Annotated in this window: 19 protein-coding genes and 1 pseudogene; 10 read left to right on the forward strand and 10 right to left on the reverse strand. The window is 70.9% G+C overall.

Annotated elements, in window-relative coordinates:
• Positions 1 to 75 precede the first annotated feature (75 nt).
• Both OG538_RS23990 and OG538_RS23995 read right to left on the reverse strand, forming a co-directional pair.
• A complete protein-coding gene (locus OG538_RS23990) occupies positions 76 to 864 on the reverse strand; it encodes a sugar phosphate isomerase/epimerase family protein (protein WP_406096806.1) in 789 nt (262 codons plus the stop codon).
• 85 nt (positions 865 to 949) lie between these two features.
• On the reverse strand, positions 950 to 2,014 hold the full coding sequence (locus OG538_RS23995) for a LacI family DNA-binding transcriptional regulator (protein ID WP_406096808.1): 1,065 nt from the start codon (positions 2,012 to 2,014) through the stop codon (positions 950 to 952).
• A 132-nt stretch (positions 2,015 to 2,146) separates the two neighbouring features.
• On the opposite strand from OG538_RS23995, the gene OG538_RS24000 reads away from it, so the two are divergent.
• The 3 genes from OG538_RS24000 to OG538_RS24010 are packed head-to-tail and all read left to right on the forward strand — an operon-like array spanning position 2,147 to position 5,305.
• Positions 2,147 to 3,298, forward strand: coding sequence for a Gfo/Idh/MocA family protein (locus tag OG538_RS24000; RefSeq protein WP_406096810.1), 1,152 nt, complete (start codon positions 2,147 to 2,149; stop codon positions 3,296 to 3,298).
• 37 nt (positions 3,299 to 3,335) lie between these two features.
• A complete protein-coding gene (locus tag OG538_RS24005) occupies positions 3,336 to 4,481 on the forward strand; it encodes a dihydrodipicolinate synthase family protein (protein WP_406096812.1) in 1,146 nt (381 codons plus the stop codon).
• Positions 4,478 to 5,305, forward strand: coding sequence for a sugar phosphate isomerase/epimerase family protein (locus OG538_RS24010; protein ID WP_406096814.1), 828 nt, complete (start codon positions 4,478 to 4,480; stop codon positions 5,303 to 5,305). Before OG538_RS24005 ends, OG538_RS24010 begins: the two co-directional genes overlap by 4 nt.
• 472 nt (positions 5,306 to 5,777) lie before the next feature.
• Here OG538_RS24010 and OG538_RS24015 read toward each other — a convergent pair whose 3' ends face one another.
• Both OG538_RS24015 and OG538_RS24020 read right to left on the reverse strand, forming a co-directional pair.
• A complete protein-coding gene (locus OG538_RS24015) occupies positions 5,778 to 6,302 on the reverse strand; it encodes a hypothetical protein (RefSeq protein WP_406096815.1) in 525 nt (174 codons plus the stop codon).
• 88 nt (positions 6,303 to 6,390) lie between these two features.
• Positions 6,391 to 6,936 carry a DUF488 family protein gene (locus OG538_RS24020; RefSeq protein ID WP_406096817.1) on the reverse strand — a complete coding sequence of 182 codons (546 nt, stop codon included), beginning with the start codon at positions 6,934 to 6,936 and terminating at the stop codon, positions 6,391 to 6,393.
• Positions 6,937 to 7,073: 137 nt separating this feature from the next.
• On the opposite strand from OG538_RS24020, the gene OG538_RS24025 reads away from it, so the two are divergent.
• The 3 genes from OG538_RS24025 to OG538_RS24035 all read left to right on the forward strand — a co-directional run bounded on the left by OG538_RS24025 (position 7,074) and on the right by OG538_RS24035 (position 11,175).
• On the forward strand, positions 7,074 to 7,286 hold the full coding sequence (locus tag OG538_RS24025) for a DUF2945 domain-containing protein (RefSeq protein WP_406096819.1): 213 nt from the start codon (positions 7,074 to 7,076) through the stop codon (positions 7,284 to 7,286).
• A 130-nt stretch (positions 7,287 to 7,416) separates the two neighbouring features.
• Positions 7,417 to 9,747 carry an ATP-dependent RecD-like DNA helicase gene (locus tag OG538_RS24030; RefSeq protein WP_406096821.1) on the forward strand — a complete coding sequence of 777 codons (2,331 nt, stop codon included), beginning with the start codon at positions 7,417 to 7,419 and terminating at the stop codon, positions 9,745 to 9,747.
• A gap of 129 nt (positions 9,748 to 9,876) precedes the next feature.
• Positions 9,877 to 11,175, forward strand: coding sequence for a citrate synthase (locus OG538_RS24035; RefSeq protein ID WP_327711111.1), 1,299 nt, complete (start codon positions 9,877 to 9,879; stop codon positions 11,173 to 11,175).
• A gap of 561 nt (positions 11,176 to 11,736) precedes the next feature.
• On the opposite strand, the gene OG538_RS24040 is transcribed toward OG538_RS24035, so the two are convergent.
• The 4 genes from OG538_RS24040 to OG538_RS24055 form a co-directional block, all read right to left on the reverse strand.
• Positions 11,737 to 14,082 (reverse strand): heavy metal translocating P-type ATPase, encoded by a 2,346-nt coding sequence (locus OG538_RS24040; protein ID WP_406096823.1) that lies wholly within the window; start codon positions 14,080 to 14,082, stop codon positions 11,737 to 11,739.
• Positions 14,083 to 14,187: 105 nt separating this feature from the next.
• A complete protein-coding gene (locus OG538_RS24045; protein ID WP_406096825.1) occupies positions 14,188 to 14,496 on the reverse strand; it encodes a heavy-metal-associated domain-containing protein in 309 nt (102 codons plus the stop codon).
• A 157-nt stretch (positions 14,497 to 14,653) separates the two neighbouring features.
• A complete protein-coding gene (locus OG538_RS24050) occupies positions 14,654 to 14,851 on the reverse strand; it encodes a helix-turn-helix transcriptional regulator (RefSeq protein WP_406096827.1) in 198 nt (65 codons plus the stop codon).
• Positions 14,852 to 15,119: 268 nt separating this feature from the next.
• Complete coding sequence (locus OG538_RS24055) at positions 15,120 to 15,491, reverse strand: peptidoglycan-binding protein (RefSeq protein WP_406096829.1); 372 nt, start codon at positions 15,489 to 15,491, stop codon at positions 15,120 to 15,122.
• A gap of 125 nt (positions 15,492 to 15,616) precedes the next feature.
• On the opposite strand from OG538_RS24055, the pseudogene OG538_RS24060 reads away from it, so the two are divergent.
• Together OG538_RS24060 and OG538_RS24065 are read left to right on the forward strand one after the other, a co-directional pair.
• Positions 15,617 to 15,903: pseudogene (locus tag OG538_RS24060) on the forward strand (5-deoxy-glucuronate isomerase); the annotation flags it as partial.
• 410 nt (positions 15,904 to 16,313) lie between these two features.
• Positions 16,314 to 17,813 carry a CoA-acylating methylmalonate-semialdehyde dehydrogenase gene (locus OG538_RS24065; RefSeq protein WP_406096831.1) on the forward strand — a complete coding sequence of 500 codons (1,500 nt, stop codon included), beginning with the start codon at positions 16,314 to 16,316 and terminating at the stop codon, positions 17,811 to 17,813.
• Between the two features lie 73 nt (positions 17,814 to 17,886).
• On the opposite strand, the gene OG538_RS24070 is transcribed toward OG538_RS24065, so the two are convergent.
• Positions 17,887 to 18,597, reverse strand: coding sequence for a VC0807 family protein (locus OG538_RS24070; RefSeq protein WP_406096833.1), 711 nt, complete (start codon positions 18,595 to 18,597; stop codon positions 17,887 to 17,889).
• A 240-nt stretch (positions 18,598 to 18,837) separates the two neighbouring features.
• Here OG538_RS24070 and OG538_RS24075 point away from each other — a divergent pair, with 240 nt between their 5' ends.
• On the forward strand, positions 18,838 to 19,434 hold the full coding sequence (locus OG538_RS24075; protein WP_406096835.1) for a DUF4291 domain-containing protein: 597 nt from the start codon (positions 18,838 to 18,840) through the stop codon (positions 19,432 to 19,434).
• 12 nt (positions 19,435 to 19,446) lie between these two features.
• Here OG538_RS24075 and hemC read toward each other — a convergent pair whose 3' ends face one another.
• The gene (gene hemC / locus OG538_RS24080; protein WP_406096837.1) at positions 19,447 to 20,382 is read right to left on the reverse strand and encodes a hydroxymethylbilane synthase; all 936 of its coding nucleotides are present in this window, start codon (positions 20,380 to 20,382) and stop codon (positions 19,447 to 19,449) included.
• Between the two features lie 196 nt (positions 20,383 to 20,578).
• On the opposite strand from hemC, the gene OG538_RS24085 reads away from it, so the two are divergent.
• On the forward strand, positions 20,579 to 21,340 hold the full coding sequence (locus OG538_RS24085; RefSeq protein WP_406096839.1) for a hypothetical protein: 762 nt from the start codon (positions 20,579 to 20,581) through the stop codon (positions 21,338 to 21,340).
• Positions 21,341 to 21,556: the final 216 nt, after the last annotated feature.

Here is a 21,556-nt window from a genome sequence, read left to right on the forward strand (position 1 = left end):
CCCGTCCGCAGTGGATGCTCGCGGCCCGCACCGCTGCGTGGGCGTGCCCGTCCGCGGTGGATGCCCGCGCAGGGGCTACTGCTTGGGCGCACCCAGGCGCAACAGGTGCTCGCGCCCCGCGGCGAGCATCGCGGGCAGCTCCGCCGCCTGGGGGTACCAGCGCTTCTCGTACTCCCAGCAGACCCAGGTGTCCGCGTCCAGGGCGTCCAGGCACGCCCGCAGCGGCAGCACCCCCGCGCCCAGCGCCACCGGCGTGGTGTCCTCGGTCGAGGCGATGTCCTTCACCTGTACGTATCCCAGGTGCGGGGCCAGCACCGCATGGCTCGCCACCGGCTCCTCGCCCGCCAGCCAGGTGTGCATGACGTCCCACAGGGCGCCGATGCTCCCGTGCCCCACCGTGCCGACCACCCGCGCCACGTCGACCCCCGCGCGGTGCGAGTCGTGGGTCTCCAGCAGGACGCGTACGCCCAGGTCGGCGGCGTACGGTGCGACCGCTGCCAGCCTGCGGGCCGCCGCCGCGTCGGCTGTGGCGGGGTCCTGGTCGCCGCCGCCCGGGAAGACCCGGACGTGGGGCGCGCCCAGGTCCCCGGCCAGCTCGATCAGCCCGGCGAGCTCGTCCAGCACCGGCTGGTCGTCCCCCTCGGCGGCCGCCCGCACGTAGCCGGCCACGGTCAGGATCTCGACCCCTCCCCGCTTGAACTCATCGGCCACATCGGCCCGTTCGGCCTTCGACAGCCCGGGGTGCACCGGCTCCTCGGGATGGGCGCGCAGCTCCACCCCCTGGTAGCCGTGCTCGGTGGCCAGCCGGACGACCTCGGTCATCGGCAGTCCCGGAACCCCGAGGGTGGAGAAAGCGAGCTTCACGTGCGTGTTCCTTCCGTCGGTACGTGCCCCTGCACCGTACGGACCGGGGCACGTCCGCCGCGTACCCCGGTCACGGTGACTCGACTCATCCCCGGGGTGCGGCCGTCGACCCGCGCACCATCAGCTCCGCGGCGATCGTCGCGATGCCACCCGGCGGCGGGGCCTCCTTGCCCGTCGCCAGCCGGCCGGCCCGGGCCCCCGCCTCGACGAGCGGCAGCCGTACGGTCGTCAGGGCCGGGACCACGTCCACGGAGAACGGGAGGTCGTCGAAGCCGGCCACCGAGATGTCCTCGGGGATGCGCAGTCCGCGGTCACGGATCGCCGCGGCGGCGCCCAGGGCGACCGTGTCGTTCGCCGCGACCACGGCCGTGATCCCCGGTTCACGGCGCAGGAGTTCGACCGTGGCGTCGTAACCGGAGCGGCGGTCGTAGGAGCCGTGCACGGTGAGCCGGTCCTCGTCGCCCGAGACCCCCGCGGCCTTCATCGCGTCGCGGTGGCCCTCCAGCCGGTGGCGGGTGGTGGTCCGCTCCACCGGGCCCGCGACGTATCCGATGGCACGGTGGCCCAGTGAGAGCAGGTGTTCGGTGAGGCGCCGGCCGCCGCCCCGGTTGTCGAAGGCGAGCGCGGCCACCACGGAGGCGTTGTCCGGCAGCGGTGGCCGCCCGCACAGCACCACCCGGGTGCCCGCGTCCGCGAGCTTCGCCAGCTTCGCGGACATCGCGGCCTGGTGGGCCGGGTCCTCGACCGCGCCGCCGGTGAGGACGACAGCGGCGGCGCGCTGACGCTGGAGCAGGGTCAGGTAGGTGAGCTCGCGTTCCGGCGTGCCGCCGGTGTTGCAGACGATCGCCAGCTTCTCGCCGCCTGCCCGGCCCGTTCCGTCGCCCGGACCGCCGATCTCCGTCTGGGCAGCGCCCGCCATGATCCCGAAGAAGGGGTCGGCGATGTCGTTGACCAGGATCCCGATCAGGTCGGACGTGGCCGCGGCGAGGGAACTCGCGGGCCCGTTGAGTACGTAGTCCAGATCGTCCACCGCACGCAGGACCCGCTCCCGAGTGGACGTCGCCACGGGGTAGTTGCCGTTCAGCACGCGGGAAACGGTGGCCGGGGACACCCGGGCGCGAGCCGCCACGTCCGCCAGGGTGACTGTCATCGCATTCCTCCGAGGAGTGATGAGGGAGTGGACCAAACCAATCAGCGTGCCCCCTCTTGTCCAGGTCGCTGTCGGCAGGCTAGCGTCATACCGCATAGAAAGCGCTTGCTACGGCTGTATGGAGGAACTTTCGTGACACGCAGGACAGTGCGCATCGCCATGAACGGCGTCACGGGTCGCATGGGATACCGACAGCACCTGGTGCGCTCGGTCCTCGCGATCCGCGAACAGGGCGGCCTCGATCTGGGCAACGGCGACGTGCTGTGGCCCGAGCCGGTCCTCGTCGGCCGCCGCGCCCACGCGTTGGAGGCACTCGCCGAGCAGCACGGTCTGACCGAGTGGTCGACCGACCTGGACGCGGTCCTCGCCGACGACACCATCGACATCTACTTCGACGCCCAGGTCACTTCGGCCCGGGTCGAGGCGATCAAGAAGGCCATCGCGGCGGGCAAGCACATCTACACCGAGAAGCCCACCGCCACCGACGTCGAGGGCGCCCTCGACCTCGCCCGCCTCGCCCGGGATGCCGGCATCAAGCACGGTGTCGTCCAGGACAAGATCTTCCTGCCGGGCCTGCTGAAGCTGAAGCGCCTCATCGACGGCGGTTTCTTCGGCGAGATCCTCTCCGTACGCGGTGAGTTCGGCTACTGGGTCTTCGAGGGCGACTGGCAGGAGGCCCAGCGCCCCTCCTGGAACTACCGTGCGGAGGACGGCGGCGGCATCGTCGTCGACATGTTCCCGCACTGGGAGTACGTGCTCCACGAGCTGTTCGGCCGGGTCACCACCGTGCAGGCGCACGTACAGACGCACATCCCCGAGCGCTGGGACGAGCACGGCAAGCCGTACGCCGCGACCGCGGACGACGCCGCGTACGGCATCTTCCAGCTGGAGGGCGGCGCCGTCGCCCAGATCAACTCCTCCTGGACGGTCCGCGTCAACCGCGACGAGCTCGTCGAGTTCCAGGTCGACGGCACCCACGGCTCCGCCGTCGCGGGCCTGCGCAACTGCCGCGTCCAGCACCGCTCGGCCACGCCCAAGCCGGTCTGGAACCCCGACCTCCCCGTCACCGAGTCCTTCCGCGACCAGTGGCAGGAAGTCCCCGACAACGCGGTCTTCGACAACGGCTTCAAGGCCCAGTGGGAGCTGTTCCTCCGCCACATCGTGCTCGACGAGCCGTACACCTGGGACCTGATGGCCGGCGCGCGCGGCGTCCAGCTCGCCGAGCTCGGCCTCAAGTCGTCCGCCGAGGGCCGCCGCTTCGAGGTCCCGGAGCTGACCCTGTGATGCCGCGCCCCACCCCCGTCGCACCGGAGCGGACACCATGACCATTCACCTCCCGCAGGGCCCGTACGAGCCCCGCACCACCCCGCTCGACCTCGCACCCGACGGCGCGCCCCTGGCCTCCCGTACGGTCTTCTCCGCCGCCCACGTCGTGGCCGACCCGTACGCCGACATCAGCCCGGACTCGCCCGCAGCCGTTGACTGGGACGCCACCCTCGCCTTCCGCCGCCACCTCTGGTCGCACGGACTGGGCGTGGCCGAGGCCATGGACACCGCCCAGCGCGGCATGGGCCTGGACTGGGCAGGAGCCGCCGAGCTGATCCGCCGCTCGGCCGCCGAGGCCAGGTCCGTGGGCGGCCGCATCGCCTGCGGCGTCGGCACCGACCAGCTCCCCGCCGGTCCGGCCACGCTCGCCGAGGTGCGGTCCGCGTACGAGGAGCAGCTCGCCCTCGTCGAGGAGAGCGGCGCCCAGGCCATCCTGATGGCCTCGCGTGCGCTCGCCGCAGCGGCGAGGGGCCCGCAGGACTACCTGGAGACGTACGCACATCTCCTCCGCCAGGCCACCGAACCGGTCGTCCTGCACTGGCTGGGCCCGATGTTCGACCCGGCACTGGACGGCTACTGGGGCTCCACCGACCTGGACGCGGCGACCGACACCTTCCTCCAGGTCATCGCGGAACACCCCGACAAGGTCGACGGCATCAAGATCTCCCTCCTCGACGCGGAGCGCGAGATCGACGTCCGCCGCCGCCTCCCGAGCGGGGTGCGCTGCTACACCGGCGACGACTTCAACTACCCCGAACTGATCGCCGGCGACGACCGCGGCTTCAGCCACGCGCTGCTCGGCATCTTCGACCCGCTCGGCCCGCTGGCCGCGCACGCGGTGCGGGTCCTGGACACGGGCGACACCAAGGGGTTCCGCGAACTCCTCGACCCCACGGTCGAGTTGTCCCGCCATCTCTTCCAGGCACCGACCCGCTACTACAAGACGGGCGTGGTCTTCCTCGCCTGGCTGGCCGGTCACCAGGACCACTTCACGATGGTGGGCGGCCTGCAGTCGTCCCGCTCCCTGCCACACCTGTCCAGGGCGTACGAACTCGCCGACCGCCTCGGCCTGTTCCCCGACCCGGAACTGGCGGAGTCCCGGATGCGCGCGCTCCTCACGGTCAACGGAGGCCCCCGATGAGCGACGGCCGTCTCTCCATCAACCAGGAGACCATCAAGCAGTGGTCCCTGCCCGACCTGGCCGAGGGCTGCGCGAAAGCGGGCATCGACAAGGTCGGCCTGTGGCGGGCCCCCGTCCAGGAGTACGGCGTCGAGGCCACGGCCCGGCTCCTCTCGGACTCCGGCCTGTCGGTCACCAGCCTCTGCCGGGGCGGGTTCTTCACCGCCCTCGACCCGGTCGAGCGGGCCCGCGCCCTGGACGACAACCGCGCGGCGCTCGACGAGGCGGCGGGCCTGTCCACGGACACCCTGGTCCTGGTCTCGGGCGGTCTCCCGGAAGGCAGCAAGGACCTGTACGGAGCCCGCGAACGCATCGCGGACGCGCTGGCCGAACTGGCCCCCTACGCAGTCGAACGCGGTGTACGCCTGGCCATCGAGCCACTGCACCCGATGTTCGCCTCGGACCGCTGCGTCGTCTCCACCCTGTCCCAGGCGCTGGACATCGCGGAACGCTTCCCGGCCGACCAGGTGGGCGTGGTCGTGGACACGTACCACCTCTGGTGGGACGACCAGGCACCCGCTCAGATCGCCCGCGCGGGCGCGGCAGGCCGCATCCACTCCTTCCAGCTCGCCGACTGGATCACCCCGCTCCCGGCGGGCGTCCTGCTGGGCCGCGGCCAACTCGGCGACGGCAGCGTCGACTTCCGCGCCTTCCGCACGGCGGTGGAGGCCACCGGCTTCGACGGCCCGGTCGAGGTGGAGATCTTCAACGAGGCGCTGTGGGCACGCGACGGCGCCGAGGTCCTGGCGGAGGTCGCGGCCCGCTATGTGAAGCACGCCTGCTGAGGCGGCGATCCGGCCCTCCGGGCGTCCGAGGTAAAGAGATGGCCAAGGTGTACAACCCTTGAGTGCCATGCCGGGTCATATCTGCGTCGGACGCTTCCGGGGAGGGATCCGGGGGGATGTGGAAGCTCCGGCCGAGGGGGAAAGCGAGTGGGGCCCGGTCGGGAGACCGGGCCCCGTTTCGCCGCAGGGCTGTGCCGGACAGCCGATCGTCGGAGGCCCGGACGGGCGGGAGCCGTCGGCACAAGTCTCCTCGAAGGGCTCTGAGCAGGTCCGTTGCGCGGGAGCCAGGCCCTCGCCGTCCCCGCTCGGACAGACGACGCCGCGACGAGGACCAACTCCCGGACCGGGCCTGTCAGGTGCCTCGCACACGTCCTCCAGCCCCATCCTCAGCCGTGTCGGGCGAAGACCTCACGGATGCCGGGCAGGTCCGCTTCCTTCTCGTCCTCGTACCGACCGTCTTCGTCACGGATCGTCACGAGGGCTCCGGGGCGAAGTCCTGGCCGAAGCGGTAGGCGCGCAGGCAGTAGTCGAAGCCGGACTCGACGAAGAGGTCCGCGCCCTCGCGGCGGCAGTGCTCCGCCAGGCCGTCGGACACATGCCAGCGCGTGCCGTCGTACCAGAAGACGCCGCCTGCGTAGTGGATCGTCCGTCCCGTCGCGGAGTCCGTGAGGTTCAGCGACTCGTAGTTCTCGGGACGGTCGCGGACCAGGGCGACGAGGGATTCGGGGACGCCGTCGTAGAACGACTCCTGAAGGGCGAAATCCTCCTCGGCGTACAGATTCAGGTCCGACTCGTGGTCGAAGGTCAGCAGCAGCACGCGGCCGTCCTCCGTGAAGTACCAGACCGCGGACTGGCCGCCGCGGTCGTTCCAGGCCAGACGGCGTGCGCCGGACACCTCCACCGGTGCGACCTCGGCGAGTTCGTCCATGACGGCCGCGCGGCGCCGCACTTCCGGGAGAGGGGTCGCTGTCAGGGCGTCCCATGTCGCGTTGCTCATTCGGGCAGGGTATCCGCCGCCTGTGACACGGCCGTCAGCCGCTGCTTCGCCGTCCTCCACTCGCCCGATCCGGTCGACACGCCACGGCTCAGTCCGCCGGGTCCGCCGGGTACGTCACCTCGCCGCGCACCCCGATCCGGGGGCTCGCGCCCCAGGTGCCCAGGACATGGGGCCGCGGCTCGCCCGTCCCCATGATGTGCCGGACCGTCCAGCCGCGTGCGGTGAGTGTGTTGGCGATGAGCAGCCGGTGGCAGCGCCACGGCATCGGCTCACCGCACATGACGGCGACGCGGCCGCGGTCCGCGAGGGAGGTCAGGCGGGTGATGCCGCGCTCGTACTCCGGGAGCTGTGTGTAGTCCGCGTAGTTCTTGAAGCTCGCGTGGTGCCAGCCCGCGTTCACGAGGGGGTCCACTTCCTGCTTGCGCCGCCGCCCGCCGAGCTCGGCCAGGTACACGTAGTCGATGCCCGCCCGCTCCAGCCATCCGGGCAGCACATCCTGGGAGAACTGCGGGCTCCGGCGCGAGCCGGGCTGGGCCCGGACATCGGCCAGCACGTCGATGCCCTGGCCTTCGAGCAGTCCGGTGAAGGCCTCCTCCGGGCATGTCCAGTGCCCGATCGTCCAGATCTCGCGCATCGCATGCTCCTCTCCGAAAGAGCCGCCCTCGGACATACTGCACCGGCCGCGGCGCAGCGCCGCCACACCGTGCGAAGCATGTCCCGGGCGGGACACTGGAGGAGGCGGGAGACACCGTCATAACGGAAGGCGAACCGATGACCAGCGATTTCGCGACCGGGGACCATGTGCGTTGGAACTCCGAAGCGGGCCATGTGGAGGGCCGGATCACCCAGGTCCACACCGACGACGTGGAGTTCAAGGGCCGTACGCGGCGTTGCAGCCCCGACAGTCCCCAGTACGAGATCAAGAGCGACAGGACTGACCACGTCGCGATGCACAAGGGCGAAGCGCTGACGAAGATCACCTGACCGGCTGCCGTTTCTCGGGCGGCAGCGCGGCAGCACCGATCATGTCGCCGATCGTCTTCCAGTCCTCGTGACGTACGCCAGTTTCCGACGCGGGGCACCGCTGTCAGCCCGGCCAAGTACCGTCACCACCATGTCCACCACGTCGTCCACGGCCCCCTCCACGCCGAACATGGCCGTCCTGGAAGGCGTACTCGAGCGCATCACGTACGCCAACGAGGAGAACGGGTACACGGTCGCGCGCGTCGACACCGGGCGTGGTGCCAATGACCTGCTCACCGTCGTCGGCTCGCTGCTCGGCGCGCAGCCCGGCGAGTCGTTGCGGATGGAGGGGCGGTGGAGCTCGCACTCGCAGTACGGCAAGCAGTTCACCGTCGAGAACTACACGACCATCCTCCCCGCCACCATCCAGGGCATCCGCCGCTACCTCGGCTCCGGGCTGATCAAGGGCATCGGGCCCGTCATGGCCGACCGGATCACCACCCACTTCGGTGTGGACACCCTCGACATCATCGAGCAGCAGCCGAAGCGCCTCGTGGAGGTCCCCGGGCTCGGGCCGAAGCGGACGAAGATGATCGCCGCCGCGTGGGAGGAGCAGAAGGCGATCAAGGAGGTCATGGTCTTCCTCCAGAGCGTGGGCGTTTCGACGTCCGTCGCCGTCCGCATCTACAAGAAGTACGAGGACGCCTCGATCTCCGTCGTGAAGAACCAGCCCTACCGGCTGGCCGCCGATGTCTGGGGCATCGGCTTCCTCACCGCGGACCGGATCGCCCAGGCCGTCGGCATTCCGCACGACAGCCCGGAGCGGGTCAAGGCCGGGCTGCAGTACGCCTTGTCGCAGTCCAGCGATCAGGGACACTGCTTCCTGCCCGAGGAGCGGCTCATCGCGGACGCGGTCAAGCTCCTGCAGGTCGACACCGGGCTCGTCATCGAGTGCCTGGCCGAGCTGGCCGCCGAGCCGGAGGGTGTCGTACGGGAGAAGGTGCCGTCGCCCGAGGGCGGTGAGCCGATCACGGCCGTCTACCTGGTGCCGTTCCACCGGGCGGAGATCGCCCTGGCCGCCCAGGTGCGCCGGCTGCTGCGGACGCCCGAGGAGCGGATGCCGGCCTTCGGGGACGTGGACTGGGACGCGGCGTTGAAGTGGCTCGCGGGGCGGACCGGTGCGACGCTGGCTCCCGAGCAGGAGGCGGCGGTGCGGCTCGCGCTCAGCCGCAAGGTGGCCGTGCTGACCGGAGGGCCCGGCTGCGGGAAGTCGTTCACCGTCCGGTCGATCGTGGAGCTGGCCCGCGCCAAGAAGGCGAAAGTGGTGCTGGCCGCGCCCACCGGGCGGGCGGCAAAGCGGCTCTCCGAGCTGACCGGCGCCGAGGCGTCCACCGTGCACCGCCTGCTCGAACTGAAGCCGGGCGGCGACGCGGCGTACGACCGGGACCGACCGCTCGACGCGGATCTCGTGGTCGTCGACGAGGCCTCCATGCTCGACCTGCTGCTCGCCAACAAGCTGGTCAAGGCCGTGGCGCCCGGGGCCCATCTCCTGCTCGTCGGCGATGTGGACCAGCTGCCCTCGGTCGGTGCGGGGGAGGTGCTGCGGGATCTGCTCGCCGGTGGCAGCCCCGTCCCGGCGGTCCGGCTGACCACCATCTTCCGCCAGGCCCAGCAGTCCGGGGTCGTCACCAACGCCCACCGGATCAATTCCGGCGTACCGCCTCTCACCCAGGGCCTCAGCGACTTCTTCCTCTTCGTGGAGGACGAGACGGAGGACGCCGGGGTGCTCGCGGTGGATGTGGCGGCCCGTCGCATCCCGGCCAAGTTCGGGCTGAACCCGCGCCGGGATGTGCAGGTGCTGGCGCCGATGCACCGCGGCCCGGCCGGAGCCGGTCATCTCAACGGGCTGCTCCAGCAGGCCATCACCCCGGGCCGCCCCGGTCTGCCCGAGAAGCGGTTCGGCGGCCGGGTGTTCCGCGTCGGTGACAAGGTCACCCAGATCCGCAACAACTACGACAAGGGCGAGAACGGTGTCTTCAACGGGACCGTTGGTGTCGTCACCGCCCTCGACCTGGACGAACAGAAGCTGAGCGTGCTCACGGACGAGGACGAGGAGATCAGTTACGACTTCGACGAGCTCGACGAGCTGTCCCACGCGTACGCCATGACGATCCATCGCTCCCAGGGCAGCGAGTACCCGGCCGTCGTCATCCCCGTGACGAAGAGCGCCTGGATGATGCTCCAGCGGAACCTGCTGTACACGGCCGTGACGAGGGCCAAGAAGCTCGTCGTGCTGGTCGGCTCCCGGCAGGCGATCGGCCAGGCGGTCCGCACGGTTTCCGCAGGCAGACGCTGTACGGCGCTGGATTACCGGCTGCGGGGAGGTGCGGAAGGAGGATCCTCGGTAAAAATGATCGATCAAATCGGTGGGAAACATCACGGAGGTCTTCCGCAACCGCAGTCAAGGGGGCAGGATGAATAAGTTCGCGGCACTCAGTGCCGCGAGTAGGTCCAATGGACGACCCCGAGTGCACTCTCCTGAGCCAAATGGGGGAGGGTGGAGACAGTCAGGGAACCTCGAAGAAGAGGCACTACGTCGGTGAGGGATGACGTGAGCGAGCACACCAGCAACGCTGTAGTACTGCGGTACGGCGATGACGAGTACACCTACCCGGTGATCGACAGCACCGTCGGCGACAAGGGCTTCGACATCGGGAAGCTCCGGGCGAACACCGGTCTGGTGACGCTGGACAGCGGATACGGCAACACCGCTGCCTATAAATCGGCCATCACCTACCTCGACGGCGAGCAGGGCATCCTGCGGTACCGCGGCTACCCCATCGAGCAGCTCGCCGAGCAGTCGACGTTCCTCGAGGTCGCCTACACGCTCATCAACGGTGAGCTTCCGAAGGTCGATGAACTGTCGACCTTCAAGAACGAGATCACCCAGCACACGCTGCTGCACGAGGACGTCAAGCGGTTCTTCGACGGCTTCCCGCGCGACGCCCACCCGATGGCCATGCTGTCCTCGGTCGTCAGCGCGCTGTCCACGTTCTACCAGGACAGCCACAACCCGTTCGACGAGGAGCAGCGTCACCTCTCGACGATCCGGCTGCTGGCCAAGCTGCCGACCATCGCGGCGTACGCGTACAAGAAGTCGATCGGCCACCCGTTCGTCTATCCGCGCAACGACCTCGGCTACGTCGAGAACTTCCTGCGCATGACCTTCTCGGTCCCCGCCCAGGAGTACGTGCCGGACCCGGTCGTCGTCTCGGCGCTGGAGAAGCTGCTCATCCTGCACGCGGACCACGAGCAGAACTGCTCGACCTCCACCGTGCGTCTGGTCGGCTCCTCGCAGGCGAACATGTTCGCCTCGATCTCCGCCGGCATCTCGGCGCTGTGGGGCCCCCTGCACGGTGGCGCCAACCAGTCGGTCCTGGAGATGCTCGAGGGCATCCAGGCCAACGGCGGCGACGTCGACAGCTTCATCCAGAAGGTGAAGAACAAGGAGGACGGCGTCCGCCTGATGGGCTTCGGCCACCGGGTGTACAAGTCCTTCGACCCGCGCGCCAAGATCATCAAGGCCGCGGCCCACGACGTGCTGTCCTCGCTCGGCAAGTCCGACGAGCTGCTCGACATCGCGCTCAAGCTGGAGGAGCACGCGCTCAACGACGAGTACTTCGTCTCGCGCAACCTCTACCCCAACGTGGACTTCTACACCGGTCTGATCTACCGGGCCATGGGCTTCCCGAGCGAGATGTTCACCGTGCTCTTCGCGATCGGCCGCCTTCCGGGCTGGATCGCCCAGTGGCACGAGATGATCAAGGAGCCGGGTTCCCGCATCGGCCGCCCGCGTCAGATCTACACCGGCGAGGTCCTGCGCGACTTCGTCCCGGTCGAGGGCCGCTGACCCCCGGACCGCCCCCGCACCACCCCGGCCCTGACGGCCGGTTGCCTTCGCCCCGACTGCCGCGCTTTCGCACAGAGCGCGGTGTCCGGGGCGATTTGCTTGTCCGGACAGCTTCCGCCGACGGGCTCCCGCCGGCGCGCTCCCGCGCTCCCGTCCTTCCCGCGGGAGCGCTCCCGCGGGAAAGCGAGAAGCGCCCCGCCGTCGATCCCCCCACGGGCCGACAACGAGGCGCTTCCCATATCCCGGAGCGGATTCCCCCCACGGGATCCGGCCGGGCGTTCAGTGGGAGCCGAAGCTCCTGGGTTCCTCGGGTACTGCTGGTCCTGCGCTGTTCCTCGTACCGCCTGCGCGTGCCGCCTGCGGTCTGCCGGGGTACGTACGGACGGGAGGGCCGCTCAAAGCTCCCCGGTGCACGTGCCCCGGCCTACGCGTGCCCGGAGCGTCCCCCAAGACCCTCCGTCGGACGTCCCCCAAGACATCCTTTGGCATCGCACTCTAAGACTCGCGAACCCGCCGAATGGTTACCCCTGAACCGGTGTGATCTAAGTCTCTTTGTGGAAATTACGTGAAGGACCGCAGGCGCAGGCTGTTCGTCACGACGAAGACCGAGGAGAAGGCCATCGCCGCTCCCGCAATCATAGGGTTGAGCAGGCCAAATGCCGCAAGGGGTAGAGCAGCAACGTTGTAACCGAATGCCCAGAAAAGGTTGCCCTTGATGGTGGCCAGGGTGCGGCGCGAGAGCCGGATGGCATCGGCTGCCACCTTGAGATCTCCACGAACGAGCGTCAGATCGCTCGCCTCGATCGCGGCGTCGGTGCCCGTTCCCATCGCCAGGCCGAGGTCCGCGGTGGCCAGTGCCGCCGCGTCGTTGACCCCGTCACCGACCATGGCGACCGCCCGCCCCTCGGCCTGCAACCGCTCGATGACGTGCACCTTCTCCTCGGGCAGCACCTCTGCGCGGACCTCGTCGATCCCGACCGCACGGGCCACGGATTCCGCCACCGCGCGGTTGTCGCCGGTCAGCAGGATCGGCGTCAGGCCGAGCGCGCGGAGGTCGGCGACGGCGGCCGCGCTGGTGTCCTTGACCGCGTCGGCGACTTCGAGGGCACCGCGTGCCTCGCCGTCCCAGGCGACCGCGATCGCGGTACGGCCCTGGGCGGCTGCCTCCGTCATCGCGGCGGCCAGGGCGTCGGGGATGCCGATTCCGGCGCCGGCGAGCAGCCGGGGGCGGCCGACGAGGACCGCGTGGCCCTCGACGGTGCCCTGGACGCCGAGGCCGGGGAGGTTGGTGAAGTTCTCGGGGGTGGGGAGGGGTGCTCGGGTGTGGTTGGTGGCGCCGGTGGCGACGGCTTGGGCGATGGGGTGTTCGGAGGCGTGTTCCAGGGCTCCGGCCAGGCGCAGGACGTCGGTTTCGGTGGCGTTGTTCGTGGTGTGGACGGTCTGGAGGGTCATGCGGCCGGTGGTGACGGTGCCGGTCTTGTCGAGGACGATCGTGTCGATGCGGCGGGTGGTCTCCAGGACTTCGGGGCCCTTGATCAGGATGCCGAGCTGGGCGCCGCGTCCGGTGCCGACCATGAGGGCGGTCGGGGTGGCGAGTCCGAGGGCGCAGGGGCAGGCGATGATCAGCACGGCGACGGCGGCCGTGAACGCGGCCGTCGCGTCGTCCGTCACCAGCAGCCAGGTGACCAGGGTGACCAGGGCGGTCACCAGGACCACGGGGACGAACACCGCGGAGATCCGGTCGGCGAGCCGCTGTGCCTCGGCCTTGCCGTTCTGGGCGTCCTCGACGAGCCGGGCCATCCGGGCCAGCTGGGTGTCGGCCCCGACCCGGGTCGCCTCGACGACGAGCCGGCCGGAGACGTTCACGGTGGCCCCGGTGACGGAGTCCCCGGCCCGCACGTCGACGGGAGCGGACTCACCGGTGAGCATGGAGGCGTCCACAGCCGACGTGCCCTCGACGACGGTGCCGTCGGTGGCGACCTTCTCGCCGGGGCGGACGACGAAGCGGTCGCCGACGGCGAGCCGGCCCACGGGGATGCGTACCTCCGCACCGCCCCGCAGGACCGCGACGTCCTTGGCGCCCAGGTGCATCAGCGCCCGGAGGGCGGAACCCGCCTTCCGCTTGGACTTCGCCTCCAGATAGCGGCCCAGCAGAATGAAGGTGACGACCCCTGCCGCGACCTCCAGATAGATGGTGGAGGCGCCGTCGGCGCGGGAGGCCGTGAAGTCGAAGCCGTGCCGCATGCCGGGCATCCCCGCGTCGCCGAGGAACAGGGCCCACAGCGACCAGCCGAAGGCGGCGAGGGTCCCGACCGAGACCAGGGTGTCCATGGTGGCCGCGCCGTGCCGGAGGTTGGTCCAGCCGGCGCGGTGGAAAGGCAGGCCGCCCCAGACGACGACGGGGGCTGCCAGTGTGAGGGACAGCCACTGCCAGTTGTCGAACTGGAGGGCGGGGATCATCGCGAGCGCCACGACGGGGGCGGCGAGGACGGCCGAGACGATGAGCCGGAGCCGCAGCGCGGCGAGGGTGGAGGCGTCGTCGTCGGCGCCGGCCCGGGCCGCGGTATGGGTCCCGGTGTCGTCATCGGTCTCCGGAGCCGATGCCGGGGCCGCGGGCGCCGGTGCGGGGGGAAGGGGAACGGGCGGCGTCGGTACCGGGCGGCGCACCGGCGTCGCCGTGTAACCGGTCTTCTCGACCGTGGCGATCAGATCCGCGAGACCGGTCCCGGGACCGTAGGCGACCCGGGCCTTCTCCGTCGCGTAATTGACGGTGGCGGTGACCCCGTCCATCCGGTTCAGCTTCTTCTCGACCCGGGCCGCGCAGGACGCGCAGGTCATCCCGCCGATCGTGAACTCGGCCCGCGAACTCTCCGCCGCCGGGATCTCGACATCTGTTGCGCTGTGCATGTCCGAACTCCTGAAACGCCGACCGGGCCGTGCCCCACCAGTATCTGCTGGTCGGACCGGCCCGGCGGCAAGGGGGTGGTGCGAGTGCGGTGGATCCCGGTGCGGTCAGGCGCGGCCGGCGAGCTCGTAACCCGCCTCGTCGACGGCGGCGCGCACAACCTCCTCGTCCAGGGGGGCACGGGAGACCACCGTCACCTGCCCGGTGGACGCCACCGCCTTCACCGAGGTGACACCCTCGAGGGCGGAGATCTCTTCGGAGACCGCACCTTCGCAGTGTCCGCAGGTCATGCCCGTCACCTGGTAGACGGTGGTCACGCCGCCCTGCTCGGCGTCCGTGCCCGCGGGGTCGTGGCAGGAACCGGTGGGCGAGCAGCAGGAGCCGGTCGCCTGGGGGAGCTGGGTCTCGGCGGTCATCGTGTTCTCCTCTTCGACGAGCACAAATGGATGTGGCGGCAGGGGGCCGGGGGGACGCCGGTAAGGGCGGTGCGCCTCCACACTCTCGACTATATACCCCTAGGGGGTATCAATGCGAGTGACTCCCGGGATGGTGGGCCAACCGGGTGAAGGGCGGTCACTCCCGGCGGCCCCGGTTGCCCGGACGGGCGGCGACCCAGGCGCGGACGGTGTCCGCGAACCAGTAGGGCTTGCCGCTCTCGACGTGGTCCGGAGCCGGGAGAAGACCGTGCTTGCGGTAGGAGCGGACGGTATCCGGCTGCACCCGGATGTGTGCGGCGATCTCCTTGTAGGACCAGAGCCTTCTGTCCGTCATACGTGCCACCTCTCTGCGCCGCAGCGGTGGCCGGGGGGCCGTCGGGGGAACTGCGGCACGGACGCTGCGGATCACTCAGCCTCTGTCCGGTGAACGAGGGCGACGGGAGGTGGGGTGGGGCTGTCGAGCGCCTGTGACGGAAAACCCGCGTAACGGAGACATGCGTGACGAAGGGGTCACCTCCGGGACAGAAGAAGCACAGGGGGCGAAGGTGACGGAGCCTGGGCCGGCGGGTGCGCCCCACGATCCGGGGGGCGCACCCCGGGCGTCAGGCGTGCCAGAGCGCCGACCAGGTGCGCGGCCCGACGAGGCCGTCCGGGACGAGGGGCGGGTGGTCGGCCTGGAAGCGCTGGACCGCCGCGAGGGTCCGCGCCCCGAACACGCCGTCGACCGCCTCCCACGGCAGGTAGCGCCGGTTGGCGAGCATGCACTGCACCTGGGAGACGCGCTCGCCCTGTTCGCCGAACGCAGTCAGCCCGTCCCCGTCGTAGAAGGCGCAGACGGGGCTGGAGCCGGCCGGGGGCACGTTGCTCTCGTCGGCTGTGGCGCCGGGGGCGAGGGCCAGTGCGGCGGCCAGGACGAGCGCGGCCGGGGCCGAGCTCCGGGCGGCGCGGCGGAACGGCGGAGTCGTACGGATCACGGTGGGGTACTCCTCGGACGATGCGGTGACGGGGCCGGTGCCGTAGGCGCGGGGCCTCGTCCTCTCTTCGGGGACAACACCGCGTACCGCCGTGACGTCACTCCCGGGACGGCCGCCGGGGCCCGGAACCGGGAGGAGTTCACCTACTTGTCACCGGGGAGAGTGAGGGGACGGTACTGCCGTCGGCCGGTGGCTGTACGGTGCACACCTCAGATGAGATCTTTGAACTGCTGGGCCGGACAGGAGTGTTCAGCGGGGTTTCCGACTTCCCGTCTGTACGCGTGGTGCCCATGCGCAGATCGCCTCCGGCGCAGGCGGCCGCTTCGCCCTGGCAGGAGCGAAGTGCGAGCGACGACTCCCCGCTCGCTACGGCCCCGCGCCGGAGGTACCCGTCGGGCTGCGCGGCAACGGTCCGCGCCAGGTGCCGCCGCCCCCTCCGCCCTCGCCGCGGCCGGCATGCCCCCGCCCGGACCGTCCTCCTTGTGTCTACGCCGGTACCGAAACGGCAGACACAGTGTCGGGCCCCCCTCCGGCGCGGGCGTGGTGGGATGTTGGCAGGAGGAGGGTACTGAAGACCCTGGCTGGGCCCGCAACGACTGGCACGCACATCTGCGGCGTTGCCGAAGCGTCCTGATAGCTCCGCTATGAGGACGCTCCGGCGCCTTGCAGCCGCACGCACCAGGCTCCGCTCCCTGATCCGGACAGGATCTTCAGCACCCTCCCAGCCGAAGAAGGCCACTAGTCCGTCGGCGGTCACAGCACGGGAGAGCATGAGCGACACCCCACCGACCGACGCCGCCACACCTCTGAAGGAGACACCGTATGAAGACCGTCAACCACTGGATCGGTGGCAAGACCGTCGAGGGCGCGTCGGGCAACTACGGCCCGGTCACCGACCCGGCCACCGGAGCCGTCACCACTCAGGTCGCCCTGGCCTCCCCGGACGAGGTCGACGCAGCGGTGGCCGCCGCGAAGGACGCGTACGCGACGTGGGGCACCTCGTCGCTGTCCGCCCGCACCGCGATCCTCTTCCGCTACCGTGCGCTGCTGGACGCCCACCGCGACGAGATCGCCGCCCTGATCACCGCCGAGCACGGCAAGGTGCACTCCGACGCGCTCGGCGAGGTCGCCCGCGGTCTGGAGATCGTCGAGCTGGCCTGCGGGATCACCACCCAGCTCAAGGGCGAGCTGTCCACCCAGGTCTCCACCCGGGTCGACGTGTCCTCGATCCGTCAGTCCATCGGTGTCGTCGCCGGCATCACCCCGTTCAACTTCCCGGCCATGGTGCCGATGTGGATGTTCCCGCTCGCCATCGCCTGCGGCAACACCTTCGTGCTCAAGCCCAGCGAGAAGGACCCGTCGGCGGCCAACCTCCTTGCTGAACTGGCCTCCGAGGCCGGCCTGCCGGACGGCGTCCTGAACGTCCTGCACGGTGACAAGGTCGCCGTCGACGGCCTGCTGAACCACCCGGACGTCGACGTCGTCTCCTTCGTCGGCTCGACCCCGATCGCCCGCTACATCCACGCCACCGCGTCCGCCAACGGCAAGCGCGTCCAGGCGCTCGGCGGAGCCAAGAACCACATGCTCGTCCTGCCGGACGCGGACCTCGACGCCGCCGCCGACGCCGCCGTCTCCGCCGCGTACGGATCCGCGGGTGAGCGCTGCATGGCGATCTCCGCGGTCGTCGCGGTCGGCGCCGTCGCCGACGACCTGGTCGCCCGGATCAAGGACCGCGCCGAGAAGATCAAGATCGGTCCCGGAAACGACCCGACGTCCGAGATGGGCCCGCTGATCACCGCCGCCCACCGCGACAAGGTCGCCTCGTACGTGACCGGCGCGGCCGCCCAGGGCGCCGACGTCGTACTCGACGGCACCGGCCACACCGTCGAGGGCTTCGAGGACGGCCACTGGATCGGCCTCTCCCTCCTCGACAACGTCTCCACCGACTCGGACGCCTACCAGGACGAGATCTTCGGCCCGGTCCTGTGCGTGCTGCGCGTCGGCACGTACGAGGAGGGCGTGGCGCTGATGAACGCCTCGCCGTACGGCAACGGCACCGCGATCTTCACCCGGGACGGCGGCGCCGCCCGCCGCTTCCAGCTGGAGATCGAGGCCGGCATGGTCGGCATCAACGTCCCGATCCCGGTGCCGGTGGGCTACCACTCCTTCGGTGGCTGGAAGGACTCGCTCTTCGGGGACCACCACATCTACGGCAACGACGGCGTGCACTTCTACACCCGCGGCAAGGTCACCACCACCCGCTGGCCGGACCCGGCCGACGCCCCCGCCGGCGTCGACCTGGGCTTCCCCAGCAACCACTGACCCGCTCCTCCCCGCACGGCACAGCACTGCAGGGCCGCTCCCCCGGGGCGGCCCTGCAGTGGTTCGTGGGAGGTCAGCGACCGGTACCGGCCGCCTCCTCGATCATCCGCTCCATCGGTACGACAGCGACCCGCCCCGAGACGACGAAGGCCAGCACCATCGCCGCCCCCAGGACCACCGTGCCGGCCCACACCATCGTCTCGACCGGCACGGTGTACGCCCCCGCGGCCCGCACCACGCACTCGGCCAGCAGCGCCGCACCCCACACCGCGGAGAACCGCACCTCGGCCCGCCGGAACGCGTCCGACTCCACCGAAAGCCGCTGCCACGCGGCGGACTTGGCCGCCTCGCCCCGCGTCAGCCACGGCCGCAGAGCCGCCGTCATCATCGGCCGCCCGCGCAGCGCGGTCACCAGGATCACCAGACCGATCGTGCTGCTGACCCCGCTGTCCTTGAGAAGCATCAGCCGCGGGTCACCGGCCACCAGGCTCAGCAGCAGCCCCACCGCGTTGACCGTCACCATCAGCGCCGCAAGCCCGTTGAGCCGCCGGTCGCGCACCACGCCCCACACCGTCCGCACCGCCGGCACCACACTGCTCCAGGCCAGCGCGCCGAAGGTGCCCGTCCCCGCGGCTTTCAGCAGGTAGTACGAGGCGAGCGGCACCGCCACATCCACGAGCAGCGGCATCAGGCTGTCCAGCAGGGCCTTGCGGGGCGAGAACGGAACGGCAACGGCCGGAGCGCCGACGGCAGGTGCGGTGACGGTGGCGACCGGGCTGCTCATGACGGGTTCCTCCCGTATCGGCGGCGCCCTCGCGGCTCCCGCTCTCGATACGTACAGACTGGCCGCCGGACCCCGCTCCCCGGCAGAGCCGTGTGTACTGACCTCGGTGTGACGAATGTCAGTGTCCAGGGATGACGCGGGCCCCGCCCGGCCTCAAGTGGGCAGTCGTCCGGACCACTTCATTCAGGCGGCGTCGGAAAACTGTTCGCCCCCGGCGCCCGTCGCTGCTGGGATGTCCCCATGACCGCACCCGCCCCACCGCAGCACCAGATCCGCGCGCTCCACACCGCCACGACCGTCACCGTCTACCAGGCGTACTCCCCGGCCCTCGGTCTCCCCGCCGCCCGTGACGGCCGCTTCCCGCCCGCCTGGAAGCGCGACCGCATGACATGGATCAAGCCGAGCTTCCTGTGGATGATGTATCGCTGCGGCTGGGCGGCGAAGGAGGGCCAGGAGACCGTCCTGGCTGTCCAGATCACCCGCGAGGGCTTCGACTGGGCGCTGGCCCACGCCGAACTCTCGCACTACGAGCGGGGCGTGCACCCCGACCGTGCCACCTGGCAGCGCACCCTCCGCCGCGCCCCGGCCCGCGTTCAGTGGGACCCCGAACGCGACCTGCACCTGAACCGGCTCCCGTACCGCTCCCTCCAGCTGGGCCTGGCGGGGGAGGCGGCGCGGCGGTACGCGGACGAGTGGACGGTGGCGATCCACGATGTCACCCCGCTCGTGCGGGAGATCCATGGACTGGTCGGAGCGGGCAAGGCCGAGGCGGCAGCCCGGCTGCTGCCGGAGGAGCGCGTCTACGCGGCGCCTTCGGCGACTCCGGGGACGGGGTGAGCCGCGCACCGCTCAGTGCGCGATGCCGTCGATCAGTTCGCGCGCGCCCTGACGCAGGAGGGCGACGGCCACCGAGGTGCCGAGGGTGGCGGGGTCGAGGCGGCCGGCCCACTCGTGGGCGTTGAGGACCGTCTTGCCGTCGGGGGTGAAGACCTTGGCCCGGAGCGAGAGTTCACCGGTCCCTTCGACCTGCGCGTACCCGGCGATCGGCGAGTTGCAGTGCCCCTGAAGGACGTGCAGGAACATGCGCTCGGCGGTGGTCTCGCGGTGCGTGGCAGGGTCGCCGAGCGGGCTCACGAGGTCGATGAGCCCGGCGTCGCCTTCGCGGCACTGGAGAGCCAGGACCCCCGCCCCGATCGGCGGGCACATCACCTCGGGCGACAGGACCTCGGTGATCACGTCGGTGCGGCCGATGCGCTCCAGCCCGGAGACCGCCAGGAGCAGCGCATCGGCCTCCCCGGCGGCGAGCTTCTCCAGGCGGCGGTTCGCGTTGCCGCGCATCGGTACGCAGGCCAGGTGCGGGTGCGAAGCGGCGAGTTGCGCGGATCGCCGCACGGACGAGGTGCCGATCCGGGTGCCGGGCGGAAGCTGGTCGAGGCGGACTCCGGCCGGGTGGACGAGGGCGTCCCGGATGTCGTCGCGCTTGAGGAACGCCGCGAAGGTGGTCCCGGCGGGCAGGGGCCGGTCGGCGGGGATGTCCTTGACGCAGTGCACCGCGAGGTCGGCGTCGCCGGCGAGCAGAGCCTGGTCGACCTCCTTGGTGAACGCGCCCTTTCCCTCGACCGCGCTGAGGTCGCCCATCCACTTGTCGCCGGTCGTCCTGACCGGGACGACTTCGGTGCGGGTGCCTGGGTGGAGCGCGGCCAGTTCGGCGCGGACCCGTGCCACTTGGGCGAGCGCCATGGGGGAGTCGCGGGACACGATACGGATGAGATCCAGGTCGGTCATGGCAATGATGATAGGCCGTCAGGCATGCGGGAGCGGGTGGCGAGTGGCCGGGCGCGCGGACCGGCGAGTTACCCGGGCAGCAGGCATCGCGCCCGTGCTGCCGCCCGAGCAGGCAGCGCGAACCTCCCCGCACGGGAGGGGCATGGGGGATCATGGCGCTGAGGTGCGGGGTGCTGCGGGCGGCCGAGGGGACAGGATGATTTCCGAGCCGGAGATGGCGGGGGAGTTCGGCGCGTCCGCCGGACATGAAGTGCTGGACCATTCCGGCGCGCGGCCGGAAGGCGCGCGCCCGCCGCGCGCTCCGGCGCCGGGGGCACGGTGGCTGTGGGCCCTCGGCGGGGCCGTGGCGGCGTCGGCCGTGTGGGGGGCGCTGCTGTTCACGGACGGCCCGCGTGACGGGGCGCCCGACATGCACGGATACCGGCTGAGCCAGGATCCCTGTCCGGCCGTGGGGCTACGGTCGATCGGGGCGGCGATCGCGCCCAGAGAGCCCGAGCGGGGGTTCGAGGCAGGGATGCTGCGGCATGCCGCTCTCGACCGGGCCCAGTGCTACATCCCCCTCCGTCCCGAGAGCGCCCAGCAGCGGTCGGACAAGGGCTGGTTCGTCGGCTACACCGTCACGATCAAGATCGCGCTGCACAAGAAGACCGACCCGCGCGTCGAGTTCGAGGCGGGGCGGACCGCGACCGAGCTCGGGGTGGCCCCGGAGACCGAGGTGGAGGGGGTGCCGGAGCTCGGCGACAAGGCGTTTCTGCTCTCCTTGGACGGCGGGGAACAGGAATTGCGGGTCCTGGACGGCGGGGCGGTCCTTTCCCTCGCCCTCACAGCCTCCCTCGACTGGGCCGGCAGCGAGGGGCCGGGGCCCGGCGACGAACAGGGGAAACTGCCGGATCTGGCCCCCCACAAGGCCGCCATGATCAGCGACATGCGGGACTTGATGGCCGGCCTCAAGAGCTGAGACGGCGCTCCTCCTTACGCACCGGACCCGTAGGGGCCCGACACCCCGGCCGTTTCGCGTCCGTCCCTGAGTGGCGACGTGCGGGGCACAGAGCCGCCCTCTCCGCACGCGCCGGACCGTCGTAGAGGTGCCGGGCAGCTTCGAGGCCGGCGACGGGCGCGCGCCGGATTCACGCCCAGTCGTCCATGACGGGCCCTCTGGCGGTCGAGCCGGGCC

It is taken from the genome of Streptomyces sp. NBC_01013 (genome assembly GCF_045162765.1).
GTDB lineage: Bacteria > Actinomycetota > Actinomycetes > Streptomycetales > Streptomycetaceae > Streptomyces.

What these genes read in the sequence shown, in the direction of transcription:
- OG538_RS24050 (WP_406096827.1), bottom strand. Translation starts at nt 14,851, where the DNA reads ATGACGGACAGAAGGCTCTGGTCCTACAAGGAGATCGCCGCACACATC.
- OG538_RS24020 (WP_406096817.1), bottom strand. Translation starts at nt 6,936, where the DNA reads ATGCGCGAGATCTGGACGATCGGGCACTGGACATGCCCGGAGGAGGCC.
- OG538_RS24065 (WP_406096831.1), top strand. Translation starts at nt 16,314, where the DNA reads ATGAAGACCGTCAACCACTGGATCGGTGGCAAGACCGTCGAGGGCGCG.
- OG538_RS24010 (WP_406096814.1), top strand. Translation starts at nt 4,478, where the DNA reads ATGAGCGACGGCCGTCTCTCCATCAACCAGGAGACCATCAAGCAGTGG.
- OG538_RS24070 (WP_406096833.1), bottom strand. Translation starts at nt 18,597, where the DNA reads ATGAGCAGCCCGGTCGCCACCGTCACCGCACCTGCCGTCGGCGCTCCG.
- hemC (WP_406096837.1), bottom strand. Translation starts at nt 20,382, where the DNA reads ATGACCGACCTGGATCTCATCCGTATCGTGTCCCGCGACTCCCCCATG.
- OG538_RS24025 (WP_406096819.1), top strand. Translation starts at nt 7,074, where the DNA reads ATGACCAGCGATTTCGCGACCGGGGACCATGTGCGTTGGAACTCCGAA.
- OG538_RS24085 (WP_406096839.1), top strand. Translation starts at nt 20,579, where the DNA reads ATGATTTCCGAGCCGGAGATGGCGGGGGAGTTCGGCGCGTCCGCCGGA.
- OG538_RS24075 (WP_406096835.1), top strand. Translation starts at nt 18,838, where the DNA reads ATGACCGCACCCGCCCCACCGCAGCACCAGATCCGCGCGCTCCACACC.
- OG538_RS24040 (WP_406096823.1), bottom strand. Translation starts at nt 14,082, where the DNA reads ATGCACAGCGCAACAGATGTCGAGATCCCGGCGGCGGAGAGTTCGCGG.
- OG538_RS24045 (WP_406096825.1), bottom strand. Translation starts at nt 14,496, where the DNA reads ATGACCGCCGAGACCCAGCTCCCCCAGGCGACCGGCTCCTGCTGCTCG.
- OG538_RS24005 (WP_406096812.1), top strand. Translation starts at nt 3,336, where the DNA reads ATGACCATTCACCTCCCGCAGGGCCCGTACGAGCCCCGCACCACCCCG.
- OG538_RS24030 (WP_406096821.1), top strand. Translation starts at nt 7,417, where the DNA reads ATGTCCACCACGTCGTCCACGGCCCCCTCCACGCCGAACATGGCCGTC.
- OG538_RS24015 (WP_406096815.1), bottom strand. Translation starts at nt 6,302, where the DNA reads ATGAGCAACGCGACATGGGACGCCCTGACAGCGACCCCTCTCCCGGAA.
- OG538_RS23995 (WP_406096808.1), bottom strand. Translation starts at nt 2,014, where the DNA reads ATGACAGTCACCCTGGCGGACGTGGCGGCTCGCGCCCGGGTGTCCCCG.